The organism is Arthrobacter koreensis, from assembly GCF_009193255.1.
GTDB classification, from domain to species: Bacteria; Actinomycetota; Actinomycetes; order Actinomycetales; family Micrococcaceae; genus Arthrobacter_B; species Arthrobacter_B koreensis.
The window spans coordinates 1,348,477-1,360,242 of record NZ_WACG01000001.1 but is presented as its reverse complement, the minus strand read 5'-3'; the positions used below and the strand labels follow the sequence as shown (position 1 = coordinate 1,360,242).

Annotated in this window: 13 protein-coding genes and 1 tRNA gene; 7 read left to right on the top strand and 7 right to left on the bottom strand. The window is 66.8% G+C overall.

Translation table 11 applies throughout. The annotated features are described in order from the left end of the window. Positions 1 to 6: 6 nt before the first annotated feature. Both ptsP and GD628_RS06475 read left to right on the top strand, forming a co-directional pair. The gene (gene ptsP / locus GD628_RS06480) at positions 7 to 1,701 is read left to right on the top strand and encodes a phosphoenolpyruvate--protein phosphotransferase (protein WP_152274146.1); all 1,695 of its coding nucleotides are present in this window, start codon (positions 7 to 9) and stop codon (positions 1,699 to 1,701) included. A 37-nt stretch (positions 1,702 to 1,738) separates the two neighbouring features. Then, the gene (locus GD628_RS06475) at positions 1,739 to 2,017 is read left to right on the top strand and encodes an HPr family phosphocarrier protein (protein ID WP_091600764.1); all 279 of its coding nucleotides are present in this window, start codon (positions 1,739 to 1,741) and stop codon (positions 2,015 to 2,017) included. Between the two features lie 176 nt (positions 2,018 to 2,193). Here GD628_RS06475 and GD628_RS06470 read toward each other — a convergent pair whose 3' ends face one another. The 3 genes from GD628_RS06470 to GD628_RS06460 all read right to left on the bottom strand — a co-directional run bounded on the left by GD628_RS06470 (position 2,194) and on the right by GD628_RS06460 (position 4,393). Further along, the gene (locus GD628_RS06470; RefSeq protein WP_152274145.1) at positions 2,194 to 2,931 is read right to left on the bottom strand and encodes a hypothetical protein; all 738 of its coding nucleotides are present in this window, start codon (positions 2,929 to 2,931) and stop codon (positions 2,194 to 2,196) included. Further along, positions 2,928 to 3,656: a hypothetical protein gene (locus GD628_RS06465; RefSeq protein WP_152274144.1), complete on the bottom strand. Its 729-nt coding sequence runs from the start codon at positions 3,654 to 3,656 to the stop codon at positions 2,928 to 2,930. Before GD628_RS06465 ends, GD628_RS06470 begins: the two co-directional genes overlap by 4 nt. Positions 3,657 to 3,811: 155 nt before the next feature. After that, positions 3,812 to 4,393 (bottom strand): hypothetical protein, encoded by a 582-nt coding sequence (locus GD628_RS06460; protein ID WP_152274143.1) that lies wholly within the window; start codon positions 4,391 to 4,393, stop codon positions 3,812 to 3,814. A 143-nt stretch (positions 4,394 to 4,536) separates the two neighbouring features. Between GD628_RS06460 and GD628_RS06455 the strand changes: the two genes are divergently transcribed. Then, a complete protein-coding gene (locus GD628_RS06455; protein WP_152274142.1) occupies positions 4,537 to 5,622 on the top strand; it encodes an iron-containing redox enzyme family protein in 1,086 nt (361 codons plus the stop codon). Beyond that, a complete protein-coding gene (locus tag GD628_RS16900) occupies positions 5,619 to 5,900 on the top strand; it encodes a CDGSH iron-sulfur domain-containing protein (protein WP_152274141.1) in 282 nt (93 codons plus the stop codon). The genes GD628_RS06455 and GD628_RS16900 overlap by 4 nt, the downstream gene beginning before the upstream one ends. A gap of 80 nt (positions 5,901 to 5,980) precedes the next feature. Here the strand turns inward: GD628_RS16900 and GD628_RS06445 are convergent. Continuing rightward, positions 5,981 to 6,053, bottom strand: a tRNA-Lys gene (locus tag GD628_RS06445). 171 nt (positions 6,054 to 6,224) lie between these two features. Between GD628_RS06445 and GD628_RS06440 the strand changes: the two genes are divergently transcribed. The 3 genes from GD628_RS06440 to GD628_RS06430 all read left to right on the top strand — a co-directional run bounded on the left by GD628_RS06440 (position 6,225) and on the right by GD628_RS06430 (position 8,719). Further along, positions 6,225 to 6,869 carry a hypothetical protein gene (locus tag GD628_RS06440; RefSeq protein ID WP_091600770.1) on the top strand — a complete coding sequence of 215 codons (645 nt, stop codon included), beginning with the start codon at positions 6,225 to 6,227 and terminating at the stop codon, positions 6,867 to 6,869. A 221-nt stretch (positions 6,870 to 7,090) separates the two neighbouring features. Beyond that, positions 7,091 to 7,708, top strand: a complete 618-nt coding sequence (locus GD628_RS06435) for a DUF47 domain-containing protein (RefSeq protein ID WP_091600771.1) — start codon at positions 7,091 to 7,093, stop codon at positions 7,706 to 7,708. Then, positions 7,709 to 8,719, top strand: coding sequence for an inorganic phosphate transporter (locus GD628_RS06430; RefSeq protein ID WP_091600772.1), 1,011 nt, complete (start codon positions 7,709 to 7,711; stop codon positions 8,717 to 8,719). Between the two features lie 140 nt (positions 8,720 to 8,859). On the opposite strand, the gene pstB is transcribed toward GD628_RS06430, so the two are convergent. From pstB to pstC, 3 genes are all read right to left on the bottom strand, one after another. Then, positions 8,860 to 9,639: a phosphate ABC transporter ATP-binding protein PstB gene (pstB, locus tag GD628_RS06425; protein WP_091600773.1), complete on the bottom strand. Its 780-nt coding sequence runs from the start codon at positions 9,637 to 9,639 to the stop codon at positions 8,860 to 8,862. A 77-nt stretch (positions 9,640 to 9,716) separates the two neighbouring features. After that, positions 9,717 to 10,817, bottom strand: coding sequence for a phosphate ABC transporter permease PstA (gene pstA, locus GD628_RS06420; RefSeq protein WP_176697487.1), 1,101 nt, complete (start codon positions 10,815 to 10,817; stop codon positions 9,717 to 9,719). Beyond that, positions 10,817 to 11,749 carry a phosphate ABC transporter permease subunit PstC gene (gene pstC, locus GD628_RS06415; protein WP_091600774.1) on the bottom strand — a complete coding sequence of 311 codons (933 nt, stop codon included), beginning with the start codon at positions 11,747 to 11,749 and terminating at the stop codon, positions 10,817 to 10,819. Before pstC ends, pstA begins: the two co-directional genes overlap by 1 nt. Between the last annotated feature and the right edge of the window lie 17 nt (positions 11,750 to 11,766).

The window sequence follows — 11,766 nt, the reverse complement described above, 5'->3', positions numbered from 1 at the left end:
TCAGTGATGCGCACCATCAAGGGAATCGGAGTCAGTCCCGGCCGGGTCCTGGGGCCGTCACTGCGGATGCCTCCGCCCGTGCCGGAGCCCGACGCCGGCTCCAAGTACGCGCCGGACAGTTCCGTTGACCAGGAAAAGGCGCGCCTGAAGGACGCCGCAGAGGCGGTGCGGGAGGACCTCAAGCACCGCTCCTCCGTTGCGTCGGGTGATGCCAAGGCGGTCCTGGATGCGACGGCCATGATGGCCACGGATCCCATGCTGCTCAAGGCTGCCGGCAAGCACATCAACCAGGGCATGGCAGCGGACCGCGCGGTGTGGGAAGCGGGGCTGGAGGTCGCGGCAATGCTGCAGGGCCTGGGCGGCTATATGGCCGAGCGCACGCAGGACGTGCTGGACGTCCGTTCGCGCATTGTTGCGCAGCTGGACGGCCTGCCCGCTCCCGGCATTCCGGCGTCGGACGTCCCGTTTATCCTCACGGCGGAGGAACTGGCACCGGCGGATACTGCAACGCTGGATCCGTCACTCGTGATCGGCCTGGTGACCAGCGGCGGGGGCCCGCAGTCACACACCGCCATCCTGGCCCGCTCCCTGGGCCTTCCAGCCGTGGTGGGTGCCGCCAGCGCGGACTCGATTGCCGACGGCGCGGAGATCTACCTCGACGGCGGAACCGGAACGGTGGTGGTGAACCCCGGCGTGGCTGAGCGCGAAGCCGCACAGAAATACGCCGCCCGTTCCTCCCTTCCGGCATTCAACGGCGTTGGCAGCACCTCTGACGGCCACCCGGTGCCGCTGCTGGCCAACGTGGGCTCCGGCAGGGACGCCGAGGCAGCCGCTGCGGCCGGCGCGGAAGGCGTAGGACTGCTGCGCACCGAGTTCTGCTTCCTGGGCAGGGACTCCGAGCCCAGCCTCGAAGAGCAGGTCGCGGCGTACGGTGCGGTCTTCGATGCCTTCCCCGGCCGGAAGGTGGTGGTACGGACACTCGACGCCGGAGCGGACAAGCCGCTGCCTTTCCTCACTGACAAAAGCGAACCCAATCCGGCGCTGGGCGTGCGCGGCTTCCGCACCGACCGTTCCGCTCCCGGCGTCCTGGCCCGCCAGCTGGAAGCGATCGCGGACGCCGCCGGTGCACACGACTGCGACGTCTGGGTCATGGCCCCGATGATCTCCACCGCGGACGAGGCCTCGGACTTTGCCGTCATGTGTGCGGCCGCCGGGCTGGCGACGCCGGGGGTGATGATCGAGGTTCCCGCCGCGGCCATCAAGGCCGAGGCCGTGCTGTCGAAGGTGAAGTTCGCTTCGCTGGGCACCAATGACCTCACGCAGTACACCATGGCCGCTGACCGGCAGCTCGGAACCCTAGCGTCCCTGAATGACCCGTGGCAGCCGGCAGTGCTGCAGTTGATCGCCATGACGGTCCAGGGCGGGGCACTGGCCGGGGCAGCTGACAGCGTGCCTCGCAATGTTGGCGTGTGCGGGGAGGCTGCCTCGGACCCGGCCCTCGCCGTCGTGCTGACCGGGCTTGGCGTGAATACCCTGTCCATGACTCCGCGGGCGCTGTCCACGGTGGGTGCGGTGCTCTCCTCCGTGACCCTCGCAGAGGCCCAGGCACTGGCCGGAACCGCGCTGGTGGCCAGGACCGCTTCCGAAGCCCGGACCCAGGTTCGGAGCCAGCTCCCCATCCTTGAACAACTTGGCCTGTAGCGCAGGCCGGACGAACACCAACCCGGAAGGAACCCCAATGCCAGAACGCGAAGCCACCATAGCCAGCAGGGTAGGGCTGCACGCCCGTCCTGCCTCGCTCTTTGCCGAAGCGGCTGCTGCCCAGCCGGTGGAAGTCACCATAGCGATGCAGGGTGAACCGGCTGAGGAAGCACTGGATGCCTCGAGCATGCTCTCGCTCATGAGCCTGGGCGCCTCCCACGGAGATGTGGTGGTCCTGCGTGCCGAGGGCGACGGCGCGGACGCCGCCCTGGACGAGCTGGTGAAAATCCTCGAGACCGACCTCGACGCAACCTAGGGAACCTGCTCCCGGGCTGCCGCCGTAAACGGATCCGAAACAAAGCGAAGCCAGCGGCCACTGGCCACTGGCTTCGATAGCAACTTCACGCTGACCCCCCACAGGCAGCGGACGTTACATATTCATTAGTCTGGCACAGGGTCATGAATTTGTGAACGCATCCCATGATTTTCGACTCACATTTTCGTAACGTTCCTCAGGCGTGCGGCACCCGCCGGCCGGCGCATCTGGAGGCGGTTCGAGACCCACATGACGGCGAGGCCGAGCGTCACCAGAATGACAGCGGAGAACGGGAGCAGCAGCATGAAGACTCCGATGTCCGCTACCAGGGTGAGGGCGGTGAAAAGCACCACCACGGCCAGCCCTACGCCGAAGAGGCCGGACCCTATCCGGTGCGGCAGCCGGTAGCGGGAGTTCCGCGCAGCAGCGAGCGCCGGCGCGCAAACGCAGGCCGCGACGTAGGCGGGATACAGCCTTCCGAGCATCCCGTAGACCTCCACGCTCACCTGGTCGTTGTAGTCCAGCAACCCCGTCGAGGTGACGGGGATGTCGCTGGCCAGGAAGAAGGCGGCAGTCAGCACCACCGTGAGCCCCAGGACAACCAGCCCAACCGGCCCCACGATGAGCCGCCGCGCCCATTCGGCACCGAAGGCGGCGGCACCGCGCAGGCCCAGGATCACGAAGACCCCGTACAGCGAATAGCGCAGCAGCAGGTTGGCCAGGTTGAATCCACCCAGGAGCGGGTCAACGAACTCGTAGATCAGCGGCAGGCTGAGACCGGTGGAGACGGCTATGAGCACCATGCAGAAGAAGATGCTGCGGTTGCGGCCGCGGATGGCGTCCGGCAGCCGGAACAGGGCAAAAAGGAAACTCAGCGCGAACGCCGATACCTGGACGGCAAATCCTGCGGTCATCCCAGATTCTCCAAGAGTGCGTGGTCATACTTGTCATCTTGTTCACGTTTGCGCAGCACCTTGGCCAGCGCATCCAGCCTGTCCCGGGCAAGGGAGACAAGTTCAGCGTCGGTCAGGGCAGCCAGTGCCTCTTCACGGCCCGTGGGCGGCCAGCCGCCCTCCTCGGGCTGCAGCACCCCGGTAACCACCAGGCCGCTGGTCAGGGACACACCTGCCTGGCGGGCGGCCTCGACGGCGAGCCTCGTAGCCAGCCGTCCAGCGGTCAGCTGGGCGGAGATGTTCTGGGGAGCGATTCCCGTGGCTGCCGAAAGTTTGGGGCGAAGGTCTCCGGGATCCACGGCGTCGAACCACGGCCGCACCGCTATCGAATCCGCATAGCCTGCCACCTTGGGCACGGCGGGGTGTTCCTGGTCCGCGCCTGCCCTGGCCAGGACATACTCCAGGATGCACTGGTAGGGGACCTGGCTGATCAGCTCGGCAGCGGACGGGGCGCGGCGGCCCTCGGCTAATCCGCGGAACCCGTCGAACTCGGAGAGTACTGCCACCGGGTCCTGGCCGTAGGCCCGTGCAACGCGGACCACCGTTGCCACAGCCACGTTTCCCCGCACCAGCTGCTGGGCAAGGGTTGAGCGTTTAATGCCCGTCCTGCGGCACAGATCCGCGGTGGATTCGTTGGGAGCAACACGGTTCCGCCAGCTCTGGAAGGCCTTAGCGGACACCCCCATTTGACCCCCATAACTGCTCGATTGGATTCCCTGCGACCGGATCAGTATACTTCTAGCACTGGCTCCCCCCTCTGCGTTCCCCCCATATGCAGAGGCGGGAGCCAGCTCCAATTAAGCGTCAATTGTGCGTGCTGGTCAGCGCGTCCCGCAGCCGGCTACCCTGCCCGCCGCTTCGCAGCATCGCGGGCGCGCTCCCACGCTGTTTCAAGCTCAGCCACTGCATTGCCGTAACGCTCCAGAGCTGAATCCCCGGCGTCGCCGGCCCCGGCCGCTTCATGCGCCGCCGCGGCCTCCCGCGCAGCACGGGCCAGCTGGCTGGTTTCCTTCTCACGCACGTCCGTCAGTCCCGGGTATTCCACGCCCTTCCAGGGATCGAGTTCATATGAGCCCCATTCCAACAGGACGGCTTCACGCCGGCTGGCAAGGGTTTCAAGGCGGCGGCGCCGAAGTTTCTCCACCCGCGCACGCTTCCGGGCCCGGTGCCGGCGGTCCACCCAGTACCACGCGCCGGCGGACCCGCCCAGGGCCAGAAGGCCGACCACTGCCCCGGCCCCCGGGGCCGCGAGCCCGGCCCAAGCAATCGCCGCGACAACGGCCAGTCCGCCCGTCAGGCTCACCCAAAAGAGCCGTTCTCCATCCTCGCGGCGAAGGGCCGAGTCGATGGCCGGGGCCGTAAGCCCGATCGCGGCAGCAGCCAGCAGCAGTGCAGGCAGGCCTGCCAGAAAGCCTGAGTCCATGCGCTGCTCCCCTTTCCGCGCGTCCCGTCCATGCGTCCGGCTACACTCACCAAAAACTTACCAAGTATGCTGATAAACAGTGTCTGCGCCGAGGTATTCGGAAGACTCAAGCATTGCATGACGTCTCACAGCTAAGGAATGACATGTTGGTACCAGCCCCGCGCGGTGAACTCACCTCCGCGCTCCTGACCGTGCTGCAGGACGGCCCTCAAGCGACTGCCGAACAGTACGGGACGCTCGACGGCGCAGCCGGACGGGTGCTCGACGGCTCGGCAGATGTCCTGCGGGACGATGACCTGCAGCTGGCCCTCTTCCTCCTGTACGAACTCCACTACAGCGGACTGGACGGAGTCGACGCGGACATGGAATGGCAGCCGGAGCTCATCCGGGTGCGCAGGAAGCTGGAGGCTGCCTTCGAGGCCGCCCTCCGGCAGGCCGTTCCCGTTCCCGCGGCCCCCTCCCCCGAGGCCGAAGAAGTGGCCCAGACCCTGTTCAAGCTGGCCGCGGACGACGACGGCCCGAGCGTTTCCCGGTTTGTTGCCCGTCACGCGACCGAAGACCAGCTGCGGGAATTCCTGGTGCTGCGTTCGGTGTACCAGCTCCGCGAAGCTGACCCGCACAGCTGGGCTATCCCCCGGCTGGCCGTGGGACGCGCCAAGGCGGCCCTGGTGGAGATCCAGGCTGACGAGTACGGCGGCGGACGTCCGGAACGGATGCATTCCGCACTGTTCGCGCGCACCATGGAAGGGCTCGGCCTGGATACCACCTACGGGCACTACCTAGACCGCATACCGGCCCTGGTGCTCGCTTCCTCCAACGCGATGTCACTCTTTGGCCTGAACCGCCGGCTCAGGGGCTGCATCGCCGGGCACCTCGCAGCATTTGAAATGACCTCCTCCATTCCGAACTCCTTCTACGCCCGCGGCTTCAAGCGGGCCGGCTACGGCCCGGACGTCACCTTCTACTTCGACGAGCATGTCGAAGCGGATGCTGTACACGAGCAGATTGCCGCCCGGGACCTCGCCGGCGGGCTGGCCGAGGCTGAGCCCGAGCTCCTGGAAGACATCCTCTTTGGTGCCGCCACCGTCCTGACACTTGATGCCCTGCAGGGTGCGGAACAGCTGGAAGCGTGGAAGGAAGGCCGGAGCGCGCTCCTGGAGAATTCCCCGTTCCGCGTGGATGCCCAGGCCCTGGACGCCGCAGCGGCGGGCGCCGGAGTGATGGCATGAGCGGGCAGCCGGCCAGCGGCCCCGATGCGGTGACAGTCCCCGGCTCCGAGGTCACCGTCGTCCCGTCCCCCGGTGCGCAAGCCGATGAACCGTTCGCCGTCACCGAGTGCCAGGGCGGACCGCTGCTGGTGCGGGGCGACTTCGAAATCCTGGACAGCAGCGGCAACGAGGTGCCCAAAAACCGGGAGACGGTGGCCCTGTGCCGCTGCGCCGGGTCCCGGATCAAACCCTGGTGCGACGGTACGCACAAACTGCTTCGGCGGGCCAGCGAAAACTGATGTACCGCCACCGGGCCCTCCGGACAGCAGAACACCCCGGTTCCAGACGGAACCGGGGTGTTCTTGTATTTCTTGGCGGGTGGGCCCTGTGGGGCTCGAACCCACGACCCACGGATTAAAAGTCCGATGCTCTACCAACTGAGCTAAAGGCCCCCCATCGACACGGCTGCACAAGAGCCGCCACGTCGACTTTTCCACTTTATCGCACCCCTTGGTAATCGTGGAAACCCTTCCCGGGGCGCGAATCAACCCCTCTGCGGCAAGTGGTTCCCATCTCCCGAAAGCGGCTTAGATTCCACACCCCGGCGGGAGTATTCTCAAAACATGACTGAGTCGAATGCATCGGTTCCCCGTCACCACAAACCCAAGCTGTACGCACCCATGGACTTCGCCAACCACCCCGGCGGCGCCGATCCTGCACGGGTCTCGGAAGCGGCCCACCTGGCAGCACAGGCGCTGGTGCACCATGGCAGGGAAAGCGATGACCCCGAGGTCACCCGGCGGCTGGTAGAGCTGGCCGACCAGCAGGGACTCGAGGCCGTCGCGGAGATCTGGGCCACGAGTCCGGCCAGGTCCCTGCCCGGCGCCCTCTGGCGCCTGTACGCCCTGCGGGCAGCCGTCCAGCAGAACCCGGACAAGGTGGCAGCGTTCTACGCCGCCGGCATGGAGGCTGCGCAGGTTTCAAGGGTGGTGTCCGGCGTTGCCGAGCCCATGGGCGCCGAAGAAGTGCGTGCCATGGCGGACACGATCCTCTCCGGCGCCTTTGAAGGAGAGTTCGACGTGGCACTGGAGCGTTTCGCCGCTTTCTGCCGCGTGGTTGCCCTCGGTGAAACCCATCACGCGGACTCGGCGGAAGCGGCCAGCAGCGCCCGCGCAACCGAGTTGACCCGGAACGCCCGGCAGCTGGTGCTCACGGCGGAAGACCTTGAACACTCGGCCGAGGCGTGGCGCCGGGGGGAGCTGGACTGACCCCGCGGCACCGTGCCAGGGCTGTGGATACTCCGGTTGACATCAGGGACCCCGAGTAGAAAACTGAAAGTGGTGTCGGACCGCGGAACCCCCGGGCTTCAACTTAGAGCCGCTTCGAGCGGCCTTCCGCCGAGAGGCGCTCCCGGTCCGGCACCGTTACTCTTTTCCGCATCGGATATTCTTACCGATGTGATGAGCCCCCAGCACAGCAGGTCAGCCCGGTGAAGCTCCAGCTGTTTCCCCAGGAGAACGCCGGCCTCGACCTTTTGTCCCGCATGGCCGCTCAGGGCGTCCGCGGGACGGCCACCCTCTCCGAGGCACTGGGGGCGGAGCCGGAAGAGTTCCCCAGGCTGGCCGAGGAACTGCACGCCCTTGAAGCGGAGACCACCGAACTTCACTTTGCGCTCATGACGCAGATGCGCACCAGCTTCATCAACCCGCTGCCGCGTGAAGACCTGTACGACCTCTCCCTGATCCTGCTCTCACTCATGGAGCGCCTGGACAGTGCCGCGGAGATCGTCTCGCTCTACAAGCTGACCAATGTTTCCCGGCGGGCCGCCGAGCAGCTGGAGGTCCTGGGCAGGCAGGCCGAGCTCTCCGTGGCGGCCATGCGGACCCTGGCCTCGCTGGATGACCTGGAAGACTACTGGATCGAAATGCTCCGGCTGAGCAAGCGGGTGGAACGCACGCACCGCATGTGGCTCGCCGAGCTGATTCATGACCATAAGGCGCTGTCCTACATCCGCCACCGTGACCTGGCCGACCAGCTGGCCGCCGCTTCGAAGGAGCTTCGCCGGCTGGGCACCTACGTGGGCAACATCCTGGTCCGGGAATCGTAGTTGACCACCGTACTGCTGGTGGCAGTGTTCGTCTTCGCGGGCGCATACGCCTTCATCAACGGCTTCCACGACGTCTCCAACTCGGTGGCCGCCGCCATCCGGACCCGGGCACTTACCCCGGGCGTCGCCGTCGTGCTGGCCAGCGTCTTCAACCTGCTGGGCGCCCTGATGAGTACTGCGCTGGCCCTGGTGCTGGCGGACCTGTTCGTGAAGCTGCCCGAAGGAAGCAACGGACTGGGCATCCTGATTGCCGCGCTGGCCGCGGCGTGCGCCTGGGGCCTGTGGACCTGGTGGCGGCGCATGCCTTCGTCCTCCACGCACGCCCTGGTGGGCGGAATCGTGGGCTCCTCCGCCGCCTCCCCCCTGGTGGGCGGGCCGAGCGTCTCAGAGTCCTTCCGGATGCTCTGGGACCAGATTGCCCTGCCGCTGCTGCTATCCCCGGTCATCGCGTTCGTGCTGGCGTACCTGCTGGTGTTCCCGGTCATGTGGCTGATGCGGTACAGCTCGCTGCGGCGCGGAGATGCCGGCAACCGGATTGCCCAGTCAGTCCTTTCGGCTGCGTTCTCGCTCGGCCACGGCATGCAGGACGGACAGCGGACCATGGCTGTCCTGGTGCTGGGACTGGCCGCGGCCGGTTACTCCAGCGGCGGCGGGATCCCGTGGGGGGTGCAGGTTTTTGCCGGCGTCGCACTGGCTGTGGGGGCGCTCTTCGGCGGCTGGCGGATCACCCACACGCTCGGCTACCGGCTGGTGCGCATCGACCCGCTGCGCGGCATGAGCGCCCAGGCCGTGGCCACCGGAATGCTTTTCCTGGGAGGACTCTGGCTGCACATCCCGCTCTCCAGCACGCAGACCATGACCAGCGCCGTCGTGGGCGCGGGTGCGAACCGGCGGTTTGCCGCCGTCCGGTTCATTCCGCTGCGTGAGATTCTCTTCACCTGGCTGGTCACGGCTCCGGCTGCAGCGCTGCTGGGCGGCATCTTCCTGCTGGCCCTCAGCCCGCTGCTCTAGGACCGCGCCTCCCGCGTCCGCCTCCCCCCTTCTCTACCCCTCCCCAGACCCGAACACGCCGAGAGGCCAGTTACGGCTCTTCTCAGGGCTGAAAAGAGCCGCAACTGGCCTCCCGATGGGTTGGGGGCGAGGGCGCCGGGTTACCCGAAGCGGCCGGAAACGTAGTCCTCGGTGGCCTTCACGGTCGGGTTGTTGAAAATGACCGTTGTGTCGTCGTACTCGATGAGCTTGCCGGGTTTGCCCGTGCCGGCGATGTTGAAGAACGCGGTCTTGTCCGAGACCCGGGCGGCCTGCTGCATGTTGTGCGTGACGATCACCACCGTGTAGTCGCTCTTGAGCTCCTCGATCAGGTCCTCGATGGCCAGCGTGGAGATCGGATCCAGGGCGGAGCAGGGCTCATCCATGAGGATCACTTCGGGAGACACCGCAATGGCGCGGGCAATGCACAGGCGCTGCTGCTGGCCGCCGGAAAGGCCGGAACCGGGCTTGTCCAGCCGGTCCTTGACCTCGCGCCACAGGTTGGCGCCGGTCAGGGACTTCTCCACCAGGTCATCAGCGTCCGAGCGGGAAATCCGCTTGTTGTTCAGCTTCACGCCGGCCAGCACGTTGTCCCGGATGGACATGGTGGGGAACGGGTTGGGGCGCTGGAAGACCATGCCGATGTGGCTGCGGACCGTCACCGGGTCCACGCCGGGGCCGTACAGGTTCTCGCCGTCCAGCAGCACTTCGCCCTCCACCCGTGCGCCCGGGAGCACCTCATGCATGCGGTTCAGGGTGCGCAGGAAGGTGGACTTGCCGCAGCCGGAGGGGCCAATGAACGCGGTGACGGAACGGGCATCGATCTTGATGCTGACGTCTTCGACCGCCAGGAAGTCGCCGTAGTAGACGTTGAGGTCCTTGACGTCGATTCGCTTGGACATGTAGTTCCTTCTGTTCTGTTCCTGGGGAGTTCCCGTCCGGGTCCTCCCGTGCCGCCGGAGCGGTGAGGGGTCTGGGGTCAGCGGCCGGTCTTGGGCGCGAAGATGCGGGCAACCAGGCGGGCGCCGAGGTTCAGCAGCATCACCATGAGGATCAGCAGCAGCGCCGCGGCCCAGGCGCGCTGGGTACTCGGGTCAGTGTTGGTGGGCGAGGTGGGGCTCATCAGCTGCCGGTAAATGAAGGTGGGCAGGGACGCCATCCAGCCGGCAAAGACGTTCAGGTTGATGGTGTTCACGAATCCTGCGGTCACCAGCAGCGGCGCGGTTTCGCCGATCACGCGCGCAATGGCGAGCGTGACGCCGGAGGCGATGCCGGAGATGGCCGTGGGCACCACGACCTTCAGGATGGTCCGCCATTTCCGGACGCCCAGGGCGTAGGAGGCTTCGCGCAGCTCATTGGGAACGATCTTGAGCATCTCCTCGGTGGAACGCACCACCACGGGGATCATCAGGACGGAAAGCGCGACGGCGGCGACGAACCCGGTGCGCGTGCCCGGCCCGAAGACCAGGCCGAAGAACGCGGCGGCGAAGAGGCCGGCAACGATGGAGGGGATGCCGGTCATGACGTCCACGAAGAACGTGATGGCCCGGGCCAGGGGCCCGCCCTTGCTGTATTCCACCAGGTAGACGGCGGTGAGCAGGCCGATGGGCACGGAGATGATCGTGGCCCAGAGGGTGATCAGCAGGGTGCCCATAATGGCGTGGTAGGCGCCGCCGAGGACCGGCCCGCCGCTGGCCACTGTCTCGTTGTCCACGGTGCCGGTCATGCCGCCCATGGAGGTGAACAGGAAGTCCATGCTCAGGCCCGGGATGCCGCGCACCAGGACGGTGAAGATCACCGAGATGAGGGGAACCAGCGCCAGGATGAACGCCCCGTAGATGAGGTTGGTGGCGAAGCGGTCCGCGGCCCGCCGGCTGCCTTCGACGACGCGGGTGGCGATGGTGCTGCCGGCCACGAAGAGCACGGCGGCGAAGATGGCGAACGTGGCGATGCTGAATCCCAGCAGCGCAGAGAATGCGGCACCGAGGACGATCGACGCGGCGAACGTGGCCCAGAGGGCCCAGCCCGGGAGCTGGTTCTTGGTCAGGGACGCGGAGCGGGTCAGCGTGGTGTCAATCATCAGTTGGCTCCCGAGAATTCTTTGTGGCGGCTGATGATCCAGCGGGCAATGACGTTCACGATCAGGGTGATCACGAACAGCACCAGGCCGGCGGCAATCAGCTCAGAGAGGCGCAGGCCGTAGGCCTCGGGGAAGTTCAGGGCGATCTCCGCGGCAATGGTCTGGTTGCCGGGGCGGATGAGGCTGGCGATCAGGCCGCCGGAGGAGAGCACCAGGGCAACGGCCATGGTCTCGCCGAGGGCGCGGCCCAGGCCCAGCATGACGGCGCTGATGATGCCGGGCCGGGCGAACGGGAAGACCGCCATGCGGATCATTTCCCAGCGGGTGGCGCCCATGGCCAGGGCGGCCTCCTCATGCAGCTTCGGCGTCTGGAGGAAGATTTCGCGGCTCAGCGAGGTGATGATGGGCAGCACCATCACGGAGAGCACGATTCCGGCGGTGAGCATGGTCTTGCCGGTCTGGCTGGCCGGCCCGGCGAAGAGCGGGAACCAGCCGGCGTTATCGGCCAGCCAGTTGTACGGGCCCACCAGGGCCGGCGCCAGGACGGTCATGCCCCAGGCGCCGTAGACGACGGAGGGGATGGCAGCCAGCAGGTCCACGACGTAGCCCAGGCCCTGGGCAAGCCGCCGGGGCGCGTAGTGGGAGATGAAGAGTGCGACGGCGATGCCAACCGGAGTGGCGATCAGCAGTGCGATGGCAGCGGCGATAACCGTGCCGATAACCAGCGGGAAGATGTAGGCGAGGAAGCCCGAGCCGCCGGAAATGTCATCCGAAGAAGCGGTGAAGGTGGGAAGTGCCTGCCAAAGCAGGAACGCGGCTACCGCAAAGAGGACGGTAAGGATCAGACAGCCCGCCAGCAGTGTGATGCCGGAGAAGACTTTGTCCCCCGCGCGCCCGGCACCGCCGGTGCCCTGTATTGACTTGCTTGACACTGCACAACCCTTCGAAC